The sequence below is a fragment of the Paenibacillus solani genome (genome assembly GCF_001277345.1).
Lineage (GTDB): Bacteria > Bacillota > Bacilli > Paenibacillales > Paenibacillaceae > Paenibacillus_AQ > Paenibacillus_AQ solani.
This window is the reverse complement of record NZ_LIUT01000001.1, coordinates 3,317,494-3,334,873: the sequence shown is the minus strand read 5'-3', so window position 1 is coordinate 3,334,873 and position 17,380 is coordinate 3,317,494. Positions and strand designations below refer to the sequence as shown.

The 17,380-nt window shown below is 35.2% G+C and carries 21 protein-coding genes and 2 pseudogenes; 22 read left to right on the top strand and 1 reads right to left on the bottom strand.

Translation table 11 applies throughout. From position 1 onward, the window contains the following. The first annotated feature begins 1 nt into the window (after nt 1). The 13 genes from AM231_RS15360 (at nt 2) to AM231_RS15300 (ending at nt 10,411) form a co-directional block, all read left to right on the top strand. The gene (locus AM231_RS15360) at nt 2–445 is read left to right on the top strand and encodes a hypothetical protein (RefSeq protein ID WP_131724753.1); all 444 of its coding nucleotides are present in this window, start codon (nt 2–4) and stop codon (nt 443–445) included. 1,051 nt (nt 446–1,496) lie between these two features. After that, complete coding sequence (locus tag AM231_RS15355; protein ID WP_054403306.1) at nt 1,497–2,264, top strand: nucleotidyltransferase domain-containing protein; 768 nt, start codon at nt 1,497–1,499, stop codon at nt 2,262–2,264. A gap of 290 nt (nt 2,265–2,554) precedes the next feature. After that, the gene (locus AM231_RS29535) at nt 2,555–2,770 is read left to right on the top strand and encodes a hypothetical protein (RefSeq protein ID WP_131724752.1); all 216 of its coding nucleotides are present in this window, start codon (nt 2,555–2,557) and stop codon (nt 2,768–2,770) included. Between the two features lie 164 nt (nt 2,771–2,934). Next, nucleotides 2,935–3,690, top strand: a complete 756-nt coding sequence (locus AM231_RS15350; protein ID WP_054403305.1) for a hypothetical protein — start codon at nt 2,935–2,937, stop codon at nt 3,688–3,690. Between the two features lie 244 nt (nt 3,691–3,934). After that, nucleotides 3,935–4,651: a hypothetical protein gene (locus AM231_RS15345; RefSeq protein WP_054403304.1), complete on the top strand. Its 717-nt coding sequence runs from the start codon at nt 3,935–3,937 to the stop codon at nt 4,649–4,651. A 207-nt stretch (nt 4,652–4,858) separates the two neighbouring features. After that, complete coding sequence (locus tag AM231_RS15340) at nt 4,859–5,485, top strand: Type 1 glutamine amidotransferase-like domain-containing protein (protein WP_053492184.1); 627 nt, start codon at nt 4,859–4,861, stop codon at nt 5,483–5,485. Nucleotides 5,486–5,772: 287 nt separating this feature from the next. Next, nucleotides 5,773–6,060: a nucleotidyltransferase family protein gene (locus AM231_RS15335; RefSeq protein WP_054403303.1), complete on the top strand. Its 288-nt coding sequence runs from the start codon at nt 5,773–5,775 to the stop codon at nt 6,058–6,060. Nucleotides 6,061–6,080: 20 nt separating this feature from the next. Further along, entirely contained in the window at nt 6,081–6,404 is a 324-nt protein-coding gene (locus tag AM231_RS15330) for a HepT-like ribonuclease domain-containing protein (protein ID WP_054403674.1), read from the top strand. A 355-nt stretch (nt 6,405–6,759) separates the two neighbouring features. Beyond that, a complete protein-coding gene (locus AM231_RS15325; RefSeq protein WP_242615171.1) occupies nt 6,760–7,056 on the top strand; it encodes a hypothetical protein in 297 nt (98 codons plus the stop codon). Nucleotides 7,057–7,286: 230 nt separating this feature from the next. Next, nucleotides 7,287–7,940, top strand: a complete 654-nt coding sequence (locus AM231_RS15320) for an MBL fold metallo-hydrolase (protein WP_054403302.1) — start codon at nt 7,287–7,289, stop codon at nt 7,938–7,940. Between the two features lie 229 nt (nt 7,941–8,169). Then, a complete protein-coding gene (locus AM231_RS15315; RefSeq protein ID WP_165593409.1) occupies nt 8,170–8,730 on the top strand; it encodes a GNAT family N-acetyltransferase in 561 nt (186 codons plus the stop codon). Nucleotides 8,731–8,956: 226 nt separating this feature from the next. Then, the gene (locus AM231_RS15310) at nt 8,957–9,532 is read left to right on the top strand and encodes a hypothetical protein (protein WP_054403300.1); all 576 of its coding nucleotides are present in this window, start codon (nt 8,957–8,959) and stop codon (nt 9,530–9,532) included. Nucleotides 9,533–9,718: 186 nt separating this feature from the next. Continuing rightward, the gene (locus tag AM231_RS15300) at nt 9,719–10,411 is read left to right on the top strand and encodes a hypothetical protein (RefSeq protein ID WP_054403298.1); all 693 of its coding nucleotides are present in this window, start codon (nt 9,719–9,721) and stop codon (nt 10,409–10,411) included. A 188-nt stretch (nt 10,412–10,599) separates the two neighbouring features. Here the strand turns inward: AM231_RS15300 and AM231_RS15295 are convergent, their stop codons facing one another. Continuing rightward, nucleotides 10,600–10,887 carry a hypothetical protein gene (locus tag AM231_RS15295; protein WP_054403297.1) on the bottom strand — a complete coding sequence of 96 codons (288 nt, stop codon included), beginning with the start codon at nt 10,885–10,887 and terminating at the stop codon, nt 10,600–10,602. A 168-nt stretch (nt 10,888–11,055) separates the two neighbouring features. On the opposite strand from AM231_RS15295, the gene AM231_RS15290 reads away from it, so the two are divergent. From AM231_RS15290 to AM231_RS15245, 9 genes and pseudogenes are all read left to right on the top strand, one after another. Next, nucleotides 11,056–11,259 carry a helix-turn-helix domain-containing protein gene (locus tag AM231_RS15290; RefSeq protein WP_054403296.1) on the top strand — a complete coding sequence of 68 codons (204 nt, stop codon included), beginning with the start codon at nt 11,056–11,058 and terminating at the stop codon, nt 11,257–11,259. Nucleotides 11,260–11,503: 244 nt separating this feature from the next. After that, entirely contained in the window at nt 11,504–11,965 is a 462-nt protein-coding gene (locus AM231_RS15285; protein ID WP_054403295.1) for an arsenate reductase/protein-tyrosine-phosphatase family protein, read from the top strand. A gap of 218 nt (nt 11,966–12,183) precedes the next feature. Then, nucleotides 12,184–12,687, top strand: coding sequence for a GNAT family N-acetyltransferase (locus tag AM231_RS15280; protein WP_053492185.1), 504 nt, complete (start codon nt 12,184–12,186; stop codon nt 12,685–12,687). Between the two features lie 261 nt (nt 12,688–12,948). After that, on the top strand, nt 12,949–13,278 hold the full coding sequence (locus tag AM231_RS15275) for a DUF3024 domain-containing protein (protein WP_053492186.1): 330 nt from the start codon (nt 12,949–12,951) through the stop codon (nt 13,276–13,278). A 189-nt stretch (nt 13,279–13,467) separates the two neighbouring features. Continuing rightward, a pseudogene (locus tag AM231_RS30375) lies at nt 13,468–14,043 on the top strand (lysozyme inhibitor LprI family protein); the annotation flags it as partial. Between the two features lies 1 nt (nt 14,044). Next, a pseudogene (locus AM231_RS30370) lies at nt 14,045–14,124 on the top strand (lysozyme inhibitor LprI family protein); the annotation flags it as partial. A gap of 1,644 nt (nt 14,125–15,768) precedes the next feature. After that, nucleotides 15,769–16,125 carry an avidin-fold protein gene (locus AM231_RS15255; protein ID WP_242615170.1) on the top strand — a complete coding sequence of 119 codons (357 nt, stop codon included), beginning with the start codon at nt 15,769–15,771 and terminating at the stop codon, nt 16,123–16,125. 224 nt (nt 16,126–16,349) lie between these two features. After that, nucleotides 16,350–16,847, top strand: coding sequence for a GNAT family N-acetyltransferase (locus AM231_RS15250; protein ID WP_053492190.1), 498 nt, complete (start codon nt 16,350–16,352; stop codon nt 16,845–16,847). A 194-nt stretch (nt 16,848–17,041) separates the two neighbouring features. Beyond that, nucleotides 17,042–17,335, top strand: a complete 294-nt coding sequence (locus AM231_RS15245; protein ID WP_054403292.1) for a hypothetical protein — start codon at nt 17,042–17,044, stop codon at nt 17,333–17,335. The last annotated feature ends 45 nt before the right edge of the window (nt 17,336–17,380 follow it).

The following is a 17,380-nucleotide window of genomic DNA, read 5'->3' as shown; positions in this document are numbered from 1 at the left end:
AATGATGTATAGAAAAATAATAATTATTGCTTGTTTGATAGAAGTGTCTTTTTTAATTTTTTTACAATATCGTTATAATAATATTTTGGATGTGTTTTCTTTTATTGGAGCGTTAGTTTTTTTCATGGTGTTGAGTTATTTCTTAAAAGTTCAACTAAGCAAAAAACGTAAAGAGGTAGTACTTTTTTTACAAGCACTCTTTTTAATATTTGTCCCAATTTATGTAATTTCAACACTTCCTCAATACACTTATGAAAGTGCGGTAGATAAGGTCACTCAGAACTTAGAAGAACCTTATGTGGTTAATAAGCAGAAGAATACATTAATACAAAATGAATCTAATGAAATAAAAAAAGGTTATATGTTTTCTGTGGAACAAAATTCAAAAGTAAATTCATACGTTTTTGATCCGTGGACTGGTAATTATCATGAAGTACGAGATTAAGGTAAGACTGGCTACTCAGTTTAATTGATGTAGACATTGCTATCATGTGAAAATTGTTTTTTACACCTTAAGAATGAAACTTACTTTAAGAATCGGTTCGCCGGTTCTTTTTTCTGTTCTTACGCTTCATATCATGCATACCCGCGAATACAAGACCCAGAACGAATTTCCGCGCAGCGTGAATAAGATGTTCCTCTAAATAATCAGGAAACTCAATTTATGTCCATACATCCAGAGGGCTTTGAATACGCTGAATATTTTTCGTACACTCGTATGACCGAGTAGCTCCTGATGTATCGCAGATTTGTCCCATTTTCCAGCGAATGAGTGACGGAGGAGTATCTAAGAGCGTGAAACTAATTAACCATTTCACAATTTCTGCATGTCGTCCTGCTTCTTCAAATACTTTCTGCACGCTCTGCTCAGTAAGATATCTTCCGCGACGCAGTTAAGAAGTGCAAGGTTACCTGCTGACTCTACTTATTCGAATACCTAAGGCAGACCAAGAAGCGAAAGCAACAGGGCGTAAATATGTCGTTATCTGGGTGTCAGTTTCCTTCCAAGAATTAATTAGAGATTGTATTTTATTCTAGGGCATGTCTTCAAACTCAAGCAAGCCAGAGCATAATGGATGCCAAGGCTAAAAAATTGAATGTTCATGTTAATTTATCATAACGAGTCGCTAAACGACGATAATTCTATTTACTTTATTAAAGAAACATTCCACCAAATGACGTTCTTTGTAGACATCCCGATCATATTTTAGGGTCACTCGACGATTTTTCTTTCCATGAGTCATAGGTATGGGCTCTTGTTCCTTCAGAAAGGTGCTAATGGCCTTCGTATCATACGCTCGGTCGGCTAAAACTTGCTTCCGAGTCAGTTCCATACCTTTAAAAATGTTGAAACCTGGGACAGAGTCATTTACAACAGTCTACATCACTTAACATTATATTCACGCTGCGGGCATACGCCCTGGATCCCGCATTCGCAGAGTCGTGAATATAGAAACGTTAGTCAAAAGAAGTCCTCAGTTTAGGGAGGGGTCTACATGATTTTAGAAAAAGTTATAAATAAAATTGAAATACAAAGTGAACATAAGGATTTCGTTGATAAGTATGTAGATAATATACGTACCGAATTCAAAGGTAAGATTCATAGCATTTATATGTGTGGCTCGATTCCAAAAGGAACTGCTAAACCTTTTAAGTCAGATGCAGACTTTACGATTGTATGTGAAAATCCCAAAGATATTGATTACGAAAGATTATCAAATATTAAAGATAGGCTTTTGGAAGAATATCCAGTCGTAACTAAGATTGATACGACAATTTGCTCCATAGACGATATATTAAATAAACCGAATGAGTGGGGTTTTTGGGTTAAGATCATTGGCGTTTGCGTATATGGTCATGACGTTGGTGAGAAAGTACCACCGATCATTATTTCTCCAGAATTCATTATAGACTTAAATAGAGAGACCAAGGAGGAAGTAGATCGTATACATCGTTCACTTTCTAATGCTAGTGATAACACAATGAAAACTAGATATATCAAAGGCTACTCTAAGAGATTAATTCGTGCATTATACTCTTTGGTTCTAGAAGATACAGGTGTATGGCAAGATGACATGATTAAGATGAAAAGTGCCATATTAGACTATTGTGAGATTGACTCCGCTTTAGTTGATTATCTGTATGCTTGTTACTTAGATAGTCATGTACCTGTTGAAGAGTTTCTGGGAATTGTAGATGAAGTATATAGTTATTTTGAGGACGCCTTAAAAGCAATGGCTGCTTCCAGAAATTCATTCGGATAATAAAATATTGACGCTCCGTGTCACTCTGAGAAAAGACTGACCACATCCAGCCCTCCAAGCTAGTCGGGACGTCACTGTATTAGTTATTCGGCAAGCCTCACAACTATAAGCAGCAACTCTAAGGAGCTAGGACGTCATCAATACAAATCATTTGATAAAATTGCTTAATTGCAAAGAGAGGTGAAATTATGGAGGAAGATCAAAATTCAAGACCAAGACTTTTAAGCTGGAAATTCGATGATGAAGTTGAAACAGATCATGAGGAAGAATGAAATTGGATAGAAATCACCATGTATTTCTCGGATGGTTCAAAAAGATGGAGTATTTCGTATACACCAGAAAGATTATTAAATAACTTATCTAGACCAAACATTGATCCACCAGGTCTTCATATGCAACAGCTTATTGTAGTCAGAAGCTATGAAGTAAGTGATATTGACAGAGTGTTAAGAGTTTTTGATGAAGAAGATGAATTGATTAAAGCCTCAAGATCATATAGTGAGTGATTCAAAGAAGTCAGCAACATCATCTAACATAATATTCACGCTGCGAACATTCGTCCTTGGTCAGGCATTTGCCAGACAACCCCTTTGGGGTTCATGAATACAAGAACGTTATGAGAAAGTATTGCAATATAATAAAAGGAGAAATTTATGTATAAGGACTTAAATTGGCAGGAAATCAAACAATCTATATTATTATTGCATTATTAGTTTTGGTTTGGATATTTAAAGAGGTTAGAACAAGGTATTTAAAGGATTTGGATTTTGAGATTTCTAGAATTGACCAAATTTTAAAAGTTTACGGTGAATTAGAAATAAAAATTATTAAATGTCTAGAAAATGAAAGTGATAAAGAAAAACATATTTCATTGTTAGAAACAATTAGTTTGTCTTACTCCTATTTATCTAGAAAGTTATATCATAAGTGTAAAGATTATTTAGAGGACATGAGCAAGAATAATTTAGAGCAATTATTAAGAATACTTAGAAAAGAAATAGATTCTATGAATTATGAACAAAATAATAGAATTGATATTGAAAAAAAAGAGATGATTACATACTTCGCAAACATATTGAAACCATTTTTCATACCAGTTGCTATAACCTTTATGACATTATTGTTGGTAATAATTGCTAGCTTATTTGGTTTAAGTATGAGTAATCCGGCTCTTGAATGGCATATGAAACTTTGGGTCGCCTCAACATTTGGCTCAGGTTTTTTATTTCTTCTTTTTGCTTATGTGTTTGTAAGTATTTTGACTAATAAGAAATTCAAGAACAAATGGGTGAATTGGATATATATTTTAGTGACGCTCATGTTATTTATATTGATTTTTTATATTGATTATTTATCAATATTCTGCTTTGTTTTCTTAATTTATTTCCTCTTTTTTAGATTCCCTAAAATGATGAAGAGAGAATAGTATAAATTACATTTTCAACTGTTTTTCATGGAAGGCAAGACCATCTCATAACACTGTATCTACGCTGCGTCACTGTCGTTCCTGAGGTCTGCCGAGGGATTTCAAGAAGCTCTTCAGCAGACAACCCTGCAAGGCTAAGTGGCGAAGCCACCCAGTCGCTATGCTCCTTTAAGCCTTTCGGGATCTTAGATACAAAACGTTATGTGAAATCAATACAAAGATAGGAAAGGACAAAAATTAAAAAATGATGGAACTACTTTTAGAGTTTTATAAAAAGAAAGTTATTTCATATCAATTAGTATTTCGTTTTATGAAAATAAAGTATCGACTGATGAAATACTCTTTTTTAATTTTTATAATATCCATTTTACCAATGATTTACGGACTAACATTAGGTTTAGCATGGGAAAAGTCTCGTACATTATCAATTGGATTTATAATTTTTTTTGTTTTTATGTTGTGTGTATTGAAATTCATGGACTCACTAGTGAACAAGCGAGCTAAGATAATCGTAAAGGAGAAATATAGTATTGATCCAAACGGTTTGTCTTGGCGAACAGAAAAATTTGAAGAAAAGCAGTTAAACCTTATAAGAGATTACTTAATTAGCACCTCACTATATAAAGAAGATAAAATCAAATTGCTGATAGAAATACTCGAGAAAGATATTGAGAAAAGAAAACTTCTTCCTCTTATTAATCCTGGAATATTTATTTCTTTATCTGTACCAATCTGGATACAGTACCTTGTTTTTAAATACAGATCGATAGAAACTGAAGGAGAGGCTACTTTGATGTTGTTATGCGGCACTTTTTTGGTGTTGCTGATAATTATTTTAGTAAATATTATTAAAAGATTTTCTAGTGAAATAAAAGAAGTGATTTTTGTTGATGATAATGTGTATAAAAAAGAATTGTTAGAAAAACTTGAAGATATATTATTAGTTTACAAAGGGGATTAAAACCCATGAACAGTGACTTCACATAACATAATATTCACGCATCGGGTTACCCTCGGTCTGGCAGAAGAATTTCGGGAGAAGTAGAAGCTGCCGGACACATCCGACTGCGTCGGACGTCGTGAATACAATAACGTTAGCAGAAATCAGGGGAATGCTTAATTAAAGTATAAAGATTAGATAAACTATTATTTAAGGACGGGGATTTCAATGAGTAGCTTGTTACTAACCTCTTGTGGTTTTTATACTGAAGATATTAAAAATCAATTTCTGGATTTTATTGATAGAGATATTTCTCAATTAAAGGTCTCTATTATTACAACAGCATCCCCTATGAAAGAAAATAATAGATATGCACAAAGGGCAATGCAAGATTTCAAGGACATGGGGTTTCAGCATATTAAGTTTGTAGATATAGAATTTGATGACCCGCAAATTCTCATACATAGAGATGTTATATATATCAATGGTGGAAATCCATTTACATTATTGTATTACGCTAAGAAAAGTGGTGCTGATGAAATTATTAAAACACTGGCCGCACAGAATGTAATTATAGTTGGAGTAAGTGCTGGAGCGTTATTACTGGGGCCGAATATTAACATTGTCGATTTCTTTACTCCACAGATGAACACAATGGATTTAACGGATTTTAAGGCATTAGGTGTAACCGATAAGCTTATTTTTCCTCACTATGATAGAGAGGACGTATTTAAAGATAGTACTAATAAAACAATTGAAGAGAGAATAGTAGAATTTGAATCCAATGAGAACTGTAAGGTGACAAGGCTTAAAGATGAAGAATATATCTCAATCTTAATGAACCAAGCACATTGAAAGTCGTAAATTCATTGAAAGTAGCTCGAAGAAGCCCCTGAAATCTGCCAACACCGTATTCACGCTGCGGGGCTACGCCCCTTGGTCTGCCAGAGGGATTTCGAGGAAGTAGTGTCCAGCAGACAACTCCTGCGAGGCTAAGTCTTCGACCCAATCGCTCCTTTAAGCCTCTCGGGTTCGTGAATACAACAACGTTAAGTGAAATCTCCCGGTAAGACACTAGGAACAAAAAATAACTCTTTAGGTTATAATGAAAGCATAATAATGATCCAGAGGAGGGAAGTTCATTGAAGCGAGAAGATATTGAAAATAAATTGAAATCTGAAAAGCATTATTTGCAGGAACATTTTTATGTCGAGAAGATCGGGCTATTTGGTTCCTTTGCTCGTGATGAACAGACAGAAAACAGTGATATTGATTTGTTAGTTGAATTTTCTCGTCCTGTTGGATTTGAATTCCTGGAGCTGAAGCATTATTTGGAGACTATATTTAACCGCCACGTTGATCTTGTTACTCCTAATGCCATTAAACCTTATATGAAGGATGAAATATTTAGTGAGGTACAATATCAGTGAAACGGCCAATAAATTCATTAATGGACATTCTAGAGTCAATTCATCGGATAGAATCGTATCTCTTGAACGTTGGGTATGAGGACTTTTTATCAAATCAAATGCTTTTGGATGCAGTAGTACGAAATCTAGAAATAATTGGAGAAGCAGCTAGAAACATTAATGATGAAATAAAGAGAAAGTATCAGGAAGTTCCATGGAGGAATATGATTGGACTAAGGAACATCTTGATTCATGAATACTTCGGTATTGATGAAAGCATCATTTGGGAAGTATCTACAAGAAATTTGCAAGAAATAAAACCAATAATTATGAAAGCTATTCAGGAAGTGGGAGACTTCACTTAACATAAATATTCACGCTGCGATACCTTGCGGTCTCTTGGTTGTCAGATTAACAATCGAAGAAGATGCTCAGACAACAAACGACCCAGCCTAAGATAAGAGCTATCTAAGGCTGGGTCGTTTCGTGAATACGAGAACGTTATCCGAAACATCTGAAATCAATTGAATACTACTAATATAAGAGTCGTTATTGATCGGGAACATGTAGTTATTTCCTTTGGAAACCGCGGCTATTTATGAAGATTATAATTCCAATAAAGATGAAGATCTTTTATTAAGGACAATATTGAAAGCAACTCGGAAAGCTAGCATGGCAACATTATGTAAATGGTTTAGGAAGTAACTCAGAGGAGCTAGCGTGGCAACATTTAGCATAGTAAAAACAAACAATTTCACAGATGGAGGATTAGATGTGGAAATAAATAATCGAGATATTCCCTGTGTTAGTGTCATGGAATCAATCAAAAACTTAACAGAAAAAGATGCAAAGACATTCTTAAATCTTATTTACGGACTTTTAAAAGATAACACAAATCCAAGCGAAAAATTGATATTAAATGTGTTATCTATATTTGAGAAACAAATACCGAGAGTGGTTAAAGCAAGAGAGAAGCAATTGAAAGACGATAAGAACATGAATTCTTGTGACGGTTAAATTAGATTGGAAGGCAGTTCAGGGGGACAGATGCATCGGATAACATATCATTCACGCGACGGAGCTTGACAGCTCCTTGGTTCGCCCGGTGAGGATGAAGCTGAGAGTAAATTCAAGCGAACAACCCTGCAAGGCTAAGTGGCGAAGCCACCCGGCCCATTCGCGCCTTAAGCCTTTCGGGTTCGTGAATGCGGGAACGTTAACTGAAATAACCGAAAGGATGACAAACGATGAACATTAAACAAATTAGTAATAAACACGTTTTATTTTGCAGTAATCAATTTTTTGATTTGAATATTCATTTAATCTTGGGGGCTAAGAATACTTATTTAATTGATACTGGTCTAGGTTCCGATTTTGTGCAACCTGTTGTAGATTACATAAACCAAATCACTAAGCCCTTAATTATTATTAATACTCACCATCATTGGGATCATGTTTTTGGAAACAATAGATTTAAAGATTGCTTAATCATTTCTCATCAACTTTGTAGAGACATTATTGAAAAAGAATGGGACACGGTGGTAAATAAATATTCCAAATTCAGCATGGGAGAAGTGAAGAAATGCCTTCCCAATTTGATGTTTGAAAATGAGCTATTCTTTCCAGAAGATAAAATAAGATTGATTTATACACCAGGACATACAATAGATTCTATAAGTGTGGTGGATGAAGAAGAAAAAGTAATTAATGTAGGAGATAATATCGGAGATACAATGGAGGAAATCATTCCGGCTCTGTATTGTGATAAAAAACACTATAGAGAAACAATAAATACATACAAAAATTTAGAAATGGAAACATGGATATCAGGCCATAATATTGTATTAAAAAAGGATGTAATTGAAAAAATAGAAAAACAACTAGAATTATTAGTAGAGTGATTCGAAGAAGTCGGTTACATCAGTTAACATAGTATCTACGCTGCGGTCCGTTCGTCCCTTGGTCTGCATGAGGCAATTTATGAAAGCAGTCTCAGCAGACAACCCTGCGAGGCTAAGTCCGTCGGACCCGGCGCATTTGCGCCTTAAGCCTCTCGGGTTCGTAGATACGGAAACGTTATATGAAATCTGCGCAAAACCACAGAACAATATTCACATACGGGGGGACCACATGGATAAAGAAAACCCAACATTGCCGATATTGACTAATCGCTTAATGATAAGGAAACTTACTAGAAAAGATCAAGAACACATCTACGACCTTTGTTTGCAGGCGTTTACTAATGATTGGCCTGCGGGATGGAAGATGAACTATCAACAAGCATCTGATTTTCTGGATTGGCAAATAAGTAAATATGATACCTTTAATGTCATCTCTGATTCAGTTTATTTTGCGGTAGTGTCAAGAGATAATTCTACTTTTATCGGGCATTGTCATGTCGGGAATATAGAAGAGCTTGGAGAAACTGAAGTTGGTTATGGGATTGCAAAAAAATATAGAGGCTTAGGATATGCAACGGAAGTTGCACAAGCATTAACACAATGGGCCTTAAATACATTTAATCTTAAATATGTGGTGGCTACTATTGTGGACAATAATTTTTCATCGTTAAAGGTGATTGAGAAGGCTGGATTCGTAAAATGCGGTAGGAAGAGAATCCCTTCATTGGATGAACAGAATGAGTTCAATTATTTTAGATATTATAATCCGAGTCAAAAAAGAGATGTTTGAATGTAAATCAGGGATGGCGCAAACATCATATAACATAGTATTCACGCATCGAGGTTGTATCCCCTCGGTCCGCGAGAAGCATTTTCTGAAGAAGCAGATTCAGCGGACAAACCTGCACCGGCTAAGTCTAATGACCCGCCCCTACGAGGCTTAAGCCGGTGAGGGTTCGTGAATACAAGAACGTTAGATGAAATCAACAAACTACAAGTATTAAGGAGATAAGGATATGGAAGATAACAGCTTAGATTGTGGTTTAACAATAAGTAATATGTCTCATGAATTATTCAATGATGCTCTGTATTACAAAGAACAATCTGAAACTTTCACGGATTTTTTTATTCAATGGAGATATAAGAGATCAGCTATTATAAGTTTCTGTGCCTCAGCAGAAGCATGGATGAGTTCTTTAATCAAATGTAATTTAAAGGATAAATCCATAAGTTCAAGAGAGCAAGAAGTATTAGACTTCATTAATGATCATAATGCGAATATGCCTGTTGGTTATAATAATGTAAGACGAAAACTTTATAATTTTATTCCAGCAGCAATAACTGGTTCTACATTAAATTGGACTACTAACCGTAATGTGAATTTTGAAAGGTATATAGTTCTGAGTAACATGCGAAATAACATAGTTCATTATGCTACAAGAAATGGCAGTGTAATTAGAAGTAATGAATTTTCAGATTTGCTAGATCAAGCGGCACAGATTATTGAAGATCTCTTTAATGAGTATGATATTTTGGGGAGTAGGGTCAAAACTCCATCTTGGTTCAAAGAACGTCTTTCTAAAGAGATTTAAGAACAGGATGCAATACTTCAAAGATGGGCTGACATCATCTAACATAATATTCAAGCTGCGGCTCCGTTGGAGCCTTGGTCTGCTGGATGAATTTCGTAGAGGCATTTCTGCAGACAACCTCTTCGGGGTTCATGAATACGAGAACGTTATACGAAAGACTGTAGAACAATGGGAGGGAAGTGAAAAATGAATATTGATGAACTGCAAAGTATACCAATAAATGATGCTGTTTCTAATGAACTGATAAATACTGCCTTAGATTTAACTGTTGATTATAGCGAAATAGCATTCGATTCACTTTTGAGTGATGATCTTATTAGAGAAATACCAATAGTTAAGAGTATTGTTGCTTTGGGTAGATTCGGGATTTCTATTAAGCAACTTCATTTCACTAAAAAAGTTCTTTGTTTCTTAAAGGAATTTCATTCAAGAAGTTCGACCAATAATATTGTTAAATTTAAAAATAAACTCAATACAGATCAGAAGTTTAAAGATAAAGTAACAGAGCGAATTATATTAATAATTGATCGACTAAGAACGGAACAACGCGCTATTTTGCTTACTAAACTACTTATGGGTTACATACATGAAGAATATAATTGGGAAACATTTTGTTATTTCTCGGAATGCTTAGACTCAATGCAACTTATTGACATAGCTGTTCTTGATAACTTGCTTACTAAAGAGTCAGTTGAAATTGAAAATATTGCAGTCTCTACGTTTGATAAATATATGTTATTAGCTTCTATTGAAAGATTAAAGTCATATGGATTTGTTGGTGTGAAAGATTTGTCTTTTATTGGTTCGAAGGGGGAATTTAATAAGGTTGCTTACATCAGTAGCTTAGGAAAAATCATTTACAATACAATAAAAGTTTAAAAAATTCTAGGGAGCGCAGTCCTTCGTATAACAATGTATTCAAGCAGCGTCTCCTTGCGGAGCCTTGGTCTGCGAGATGGATTTCGGAGAAGCTGACTCATCAGACACATCCGACTCCGTCGGACGTCATGAATACAGAAACGTTATACGACAGGGTCTGAGATAAAAAGAATAGAGCCAAAAGGCTCTTAAACTTTTGTAATATTTAATTCATTGAAGAGATGTAGGGCATCTTTGAACCCTTGAAGATATATTTTATTTTCTAGAATTGCTTGTATTGAGAATTGAGCGTCTTCATAGAGGAATAAAGTATGTTGGAGGTTGTCAGGTAGGGATTCTCGTATTGTTTTGAAATATTGTACAGATTCATATGAAATTTGCTTAAAATCAGAGTTAGTATTTGTAATTTCACTGTATAGTGACTCTAATCGGTTACGAATAAGTGGATCAATCAAGACCTCTAAAGAATTAATCAAGTATGACACCTCCTAAAAATTTATATTTACGAAATAAAGTTCAACTTATTGAATAATATTTTATCATATTGAAATTTATTGTCAAGAGAACATAAATATATTTTTGATTATGCAAAGATTGTTTAATATAATTAAAGAAAAATCTAACTACTTGAGAGGGAATTGGCAATGATAAGTTATAAGCCATTACAAAAATTACTAATAGACAGGGATATAAAGAAACAGGAGCTATTAAAAATGACAGGAATATCGTCAGCAACAATGGCGAAATTGAACACGAATGAATATGTTTCTCTAGAAGTAATTGATAAGATTTGTTCTGCGTTAAATTGTCAGCCTGGTGATTTGTTGGAGCATATTCCTGAACCATAAATGAAGGATAAATTGAACATAAATAATAACGATGTAAGTTAATTCAAAGAAGGACCCCGTCGTATAACAGTACATCTACGCTGCGGGGCCTTCGCCCCTTGGTTGTCAGATGCGAAAGCATAGAAGAATATTCAGATAACACACGACCCGACCTAAGATAAGAGCTATCTAAGGCCGGGTCGCGTCGTAGATGAGGGAACGTTATACGAAAGAACGGAGTAAGAGTTGAAAGGAATGAATTGCAATGAAAATATTATTTTTATGCACAGACAATTTTACTCGCAGTATAATTGCTGAATTTTGTTTCAAAGATTATTTGAAGAAGAATCACATAACAGATGTTCAAGTGGCATCTGCAGGGATTAGAGCAGATAGTGATATAAGCAGATACTCTGATCTCCATTTTAGAATTATGAGCAGCATGAATATTGATACGTCTGAGTTTAAGAGAACCCAATTTAATGATGAAGCTTTTCTTAAATATGACATTATTATTGGCATGAGTGAACTACATAAGGAATTTGTGAAGAACGAATACACAAAGGACATTTATTTATTCAATGAGGTCTATAAAGGTCAGAATACACCAGTAAACATTGGGGCTCCAAATAGTGAAGATTTTGAAGAGAAGATGAGACAGTTAATTGAATACTTTATTAGTGCAATACCAGAAGTGATAACGAATTTGAAGAAGCGAAGTGCGTGAGGGTAACTCAAGAGTTCCTTCGCATAACAACGTATTCACACATCGGGCATTCGGAGAGGTATTTCTAAGAAATAGGCCCTCGGTCCGCAGAAGCATTTCAAGGAAGCGTTAAGCTGCGGACAACCCCTTCGGTGTTCGTGAATGCTGGAACGTTATGCGAAATCATTGTAATGACTCATTAAAGACTTAATTCTTGATTTATCATAGGAGGGATATTTTTGATAACAAGAATACTGCATGAATCAGATGTCCAGCAGTATCAGGATCTACGATTAAGTGCACTCTTAACAAATCCCGAAGCTTTCGGATCGACATATGAGAGAGAAAGTAGATTTCGTTTGGATTTAGTAATAGATCGAATAAGACCGAGCAAGGATAAATTTGTGTTAGGGGCGTTGGATGAACATGGATCATTAGGGGGAATCGTGGCTTTTGTACGAGAAAGTGGTATGAAGACTACTCATAAAGCCAACGTATTTGGAATGTACGTGTCAAAGGAAAAGAGAGGACAAGGGATAGGAAAATTACTTTTGCTTGAGTTAATCAAGATGGCAAGAGATATTGATGGTCTTGAACAAATTAATTTGAGTGTTGTGTCGAACAACGAATCGGCAAAGAAACTATATCAAGCGGTAGGATTTGAAACATATGGATTAGAACGTAATGCATTAAAGTTTAATGGACAATATTATGATGAAAACCTAATGGTTTTAAGACTGTGATTTTTTAAGTAAGTAACTCGAAGAGGATAATGACTCCTCATAACAACGTATTCACACTGTGATCGCTAACGCGACCTTGGTCCGCCCGAGAATTCTCGGTGAATCCGGATCAGGCGGACAACCTTGCGAGGCTAACTGCACAAGCGCAGCCGCAGTTCCGCTGCCTTAAGCCCCTCGGATTCGTGAATACAAGAGACGTTATGAGAACATCATCGTGATATAATTAAAGCAAAACGGATAAAGGCAGGAGAGACAGAATACATGGATGATTTTACGAAAAAGCGGATTAAGAAGATCATGGATAAGTACACTGAAAATGCAGTACCAGAACATGTGAAAAACCAGATTAAAATCAGTTATAAGATCAGAGGAAAACATGTAACATTGATAGAAGAAAGACAAGGCTACAAAAGTGATCAATGGGTGCAGATGCCTGTAGCTCAGTTCAGATTAGATAAAAAGGAATGGAAAATATATTGGCAAGACAGTAAAGGGAAATGGCATTTTATAGATGATATAGAACCAAAAGAAGATTTTGAAACACAGTTAAAGATCGTAGATGAAGGGCATAACGGATTGTTTTGGGGTTAACTCGAAGTGGTCAATGACATCTCATAACATAATATTCAAGTATCGGCTCCTTGTGGAGCCTTGGTCTGCTGGATGAATTACGGTGAGGGATTTCAGCAGACACATCCGACTTCGTCGGACGTCGTGAATACAGTAACGTTATGCGCCATGACCGGTAAATATTAAAGATAATATTTAAGGAGATAATTTATGAAAGGTAAGATACCCTTATTATTTTTTATTGCGATAGTGTTTTCATCTTGTCAAAATATTAGTCAATCGACTACCTTGAACGGCGAAACTAAATCAATAATGAATTCTGAAATGCCTCCTGATGTAGTGAGTACAGGTAATGGAACAGAATCGAAAGAAATAACTGAAGGTCGATCAGATCCTTCTAACAATGAAGTGTTATCCATGAGCATTGGGAACTATGATTTGAAAGGAGAATTTTATGATGAAATGCTTCGAAATCCTATAGATCATGATTATGAAGTGGAATTTAATGAATTTCAAAATTCCAAAGAGATTATTACAACATTGGGATGGGGGGCGTTGGAAAGCAAATATACAGAGATTTGGGATAAAGAGTTGAATCAAATATATAAAAAGCTTCTTTCTAAGTTGGATAGAGAACCAAGAGAAGCACTAATTGAATCGCAGAAAGAATGGTTACAGTATCACTTAAGGGAAACAAAATTTGTAGACAAGACATTTATTAATAATGGTTACCTTGGATCACAAGGATCGGTAAGCCTAGGCACGGTTATACGGGAGAGAATTAGGNGGGAAAGAACAATGCAATTATTTGAATATCGATATTTGCTAGATGGTGAAGTTGAGTTTTTATACCAAAGTAAAAAATAGAGTTGGAATCTTGATCAAAGGTTTTTAGGTGATGCTTCGAAGACAGTAACAGCGCATTTTATTCACGCTGCGGGGTTACCACCCCTTGGTCGTCAGATATAATCATGAGAGATACTCAGACAACAAACGCCCCAGCCTAAGATAAGAGCTATCTAAGGCTGGGGCGTTTCGTGAATACAAGAACGTTATAAGAAATTACCGTAATGCATTACAAGATCGTTATCGGGAGGCTCAGATGAACTATAAAAACTTGGGATTAATTCTCATTACATATTTTCTTTTAATTGGTGGTTTGGGATATGTAGTCCAATTATATTATGATATTTTTATTGACATCTCAGATGCAACACCTGACGAAGGCTACTATTTATATTCTCTTATTATATTTGTTCCTTTTCCTCTGTTTATTGCAGCATTAGTTAATTTCCTCGTAGATCGTGTGTCTAAATCTCATTCCAGGGTGATGTTAGCTGTAAAGATGGCGTTTCCATTTGTTTGTTTAATACTTACCCCATGCCAATTTTTAATTTTATCAATAGTGGATAACTCACAGATGGTATGCTTTTTAATTTCTATATTATTGTTCTGCGTTAGTATATTTTTCTTTTTTACAGACTTGAAACACATAAAAAATCGGTGATTTTATGGAAGTCCCAATAGAGGTAGAGCTCATCAGGCTATTCAATAAAGATGGTAACATCGCCTAACACCATATCTTCGCTGCGGGCTCCGCCCTGGGATCGCAAGAAGGAGTGGGCAGGGAAGCTGATTCAGCTCACAACCCTGCGAGAATAAGTCCGTCGGACCCAGTCGCTGGCGCCCTTTAAGTCTCTCAGGTTCGTAGATATACAAACGTTATCGGAAATTATTGCAACTTTCAGTTAATAAAAACATACATTAATGTACTACTTTCTGGGGGGAAACAAGTTGAACTTAATGATAATAAATACAATATTGCCTTTGTTCTTCTTGCTGTATCAAATAATCATTGATTTTGTAAATATGTTTCCATTTAACGATATCGAGAGTAGAGACAAACGATTAAGGAAATACGAGGTGATTGGAAATTACCCTCCATTATTAATAATATCAATTTGTTATTACAATCATAACCAGATTACTTTATGGATAGGATTCTCAATTACTATAATAATTTTCATTATGCATATCTTGACTTGGTGGATTCCTTATTTCACAGGCTTCCCGAAAAGTGCAAAAGAAAATTACGATAGATACTTTAAAAGGACTTATAAGATATTACCTCAAATAAAAGACCATCTAACTCCTGATGTTGAACATATGGGGGTCGGAATTTTAATAGTAATAACATTGATTTTTCAAATATGGGACTTGTTATCATAGGAACAAACGAGAAGAACATGAGGGCTATTCCTAAGAAGGTAATAACTTCCGATAACAATATATTCACGCATCGGGCATTCGCCCTCGGTCCAGCAGGAGTAAGAAGTGTTTAGGGGAAGCGTTTCAGCAGTTGGGAAGTAGAATCAGCCGGACACATCCGTACCGACTTAAGGCTCCTATCGGAGTCTTAAGTCGGTGGGACGTCGTGAATCCAAGAAGCGTTATGTGAAACTCCCTTACAACAATAAAACCATAAATTGAAACCATATTAATATGGAGGTGTTGACTATTCAAACAGTTAATTATAATAGAAAGACTTTTGTATCCGTTGAGAACACAGACAATGGTGAAATTACTAGAGAAACAGTATTTAATTATAGACAACAAGATCGAATGGTTTGGGCTGATTATTCAGGTGGAGGAATATTACTTGGACACTTAGTTGGAACGGTTGATGATAGTGGAAAACTTGATATGAGATATCATCATTTGAATGAAAATGGTGAATTAATGACTGGAGTATGTATTTCAACCCCAGAGATATTAGATGATGGTCGAATAAGAATATATGAAAGATGGCAATGGACATGTAAAGATCAATCTATAGGACATTCAATAATAGAAGAAGTAAGAATATAGAATAATAGATTTTAAGAAACTCGAAGAGGCAGGGAGAATCACATAACACAGTATTCACGCGGCGGCTAGGCCTTGGTCACTTTGATGCATTTGACAGAGTAGTAGATTCATGTGACAACTTGCTGCGCAAGTTCGTGAATACCTGAACGTTATAAGAAATCCCCGCAAAACAACACAAAAAATAGATACTACAAAACAATACGAAGTTATAGAAAGGGTGAAATATCATCTCTAATTCAATAAATTTAAGAAATATATCCATAGACGATTATTCTTTTGTTTTATCCTGGAGCAAGGATGACTCATTTTGTTCTGCTAATGGATGGGAGAAAAACAGAAATCCCGATGAGATATACAGTTGGTGGGCCAAATTAGTAACTAAAACACAAGAAAATTTTATTCGAATGGGAATTGAAATTAATAAGAAATTAATAGGTTATATTGATTTAGCATGCATTAAAGACAATACTGCAGAACTAGGAATAGCCATCGGTGAAAGCTCAATGTGGGGAAAAGGGATTGGAAGTAAATCTGCTCTATGTATGATCGAATATGGATCAAAGAACTTAGGGATTACAATTTATAATGCTGAAACACACGAATCGAATACTCGATCCAGAAGAATGCTTGAGAAGATAGGATTTAAGGAAATAAGTAGAGTTGGTACTGAAGAATATTTGGGAATGAACGACCAACTTATACAATATCAACTTAAAGTTTAGAAATTTGATTGAAGTTCGAAGTAGGCAGGGATATCTTATAACACTTTGTTAACGCATCTGGGGATAAGCCCCCTCGGTCTGGCAGAGGAATTTCGGGGAAGCAGAAGCACCCGGACACATCCGACTTAGTCGGACGTCATGAATACAAGAACGTTATAAGAAATCCCCATAAGAATAAAAAGGAGTGAATCATAATGACTTCAGTTCATGACAATGAAGTGATTTCTTATGAAGTCAATCTGAAGAATAAACACATCGTTATAAATACAGAGAATAGAGAAAAAACAGTGAAGATTAGATTCTCCAATGTAATGGCACATCTATTTGAAGATCATTTATATGGAAGTATACTATTAGATATTGAAAATTATGAAATTGATGAATTTATAAAAGGAAGTAAAGATTTATTTGAAAAACATAAACCTTATTGTTGGCCAGTGAATTATGAGAGCATTGGAGAGCGTAAAATATCTTGTGTAAATAGATAAATAGCAAAAAGGAAGACCTTTTCTTGTAGAATTAAGTCACCACAA

Bases quoted from the DNA above. Each gene is read 5' to 3' on its own strand.
- AM231_RS15360 (WP_131724753.1), top strand. From the start codon at position 2: ATGATGTATAGAAAAATAATAATTATTGCTTGTTTGATAGAAGTGTCT.
- AM231_RS15355 (WP_054403306.1), top strand. From the start codon at position 1,497: ATGATTTTAGAAAAAGTTATAAATAAAATTGAAATACAAAGTGAACAT.
- AM231_RS29535 (WP_131724752.1), top strand. From the start codon at position 2,555: ATGTATTTCTCGGATGGTTCAAAAAGATGGAGTATTTCGTATACACCA.
- AM231_RS15345 (WP_054403304.1), top strand. From the start codon at position 3,935: ATGATGGAACTACTTTTAGAGTTTTATAAAAAGAAAGTTATTTCATAT.
- AM231_RS15340 (WP_053492184.1), top strand. From the start codon at position 4,859: ATGAGTAGCTTGTTACTAACCTCTTGTGGTTTTTATACTGAAGATATT.
- AM231_RS15330 (WP_054403674.1), top strand. From the start codon at position 6,081: ATGGACATTCTAGAGTCAATTCATCGGATAGAATCGTATCTCTTGAAC.
- AM231_RS15320 (WP_054403302.1), top strand. From the start codon at position 7,287: ATGAACATTAAACAAATTAGTAATAAACACGTTTTATTTTGCAGTAAT.
- AM231_RS15315 (WP_165593409.1), top strand. From the start codon at position 8,170: ATGGATAAAGAAAACCCAACATTGCCGATATTGACTAATCGCTTAATG.
- AM231_RS15310 (WP_054403300.1), top strand. From the start codon at position 8,957: ATGGAAGATAACAGCTTAGATTGTGGTTTAACAATAAGTAATATGTCT.
- AM231_RS15300 (WP_054403298.1), top strand. From the start codon at position 9,719: ATGAATATTGATGAACTGCAAAGTATACCAATAAATGATGCTGTTTCT.
- AM231_RS15290 (WP_054403296.1), top strand. From the start codon at position 11,056: ATGATAAGTTATAAGCCATTACAAAAATTACTAATAGACAGGGATATA.
- AM231_RS15285 (WP_054403295.1), top strand. From the start codon at position 11,504: ATGAAAATATTATTTTTATGCACAGACAATTTTACTCGCAGTATAATT.
- AM231_RS15275 (WP_053492186.1), top strand. From the start codon at position 12,949: ATGGATGATTTTACGAAAAAGCGGATTAAGAAGATCATGGATAAGTAC.
- AM231_RS15245 (WP_054403292.1), top strand. From the start codon at position 17,042: ATGACTTCAGTTCATGACAATGAAGTGATTTCTTATGAAGTCAATCTG.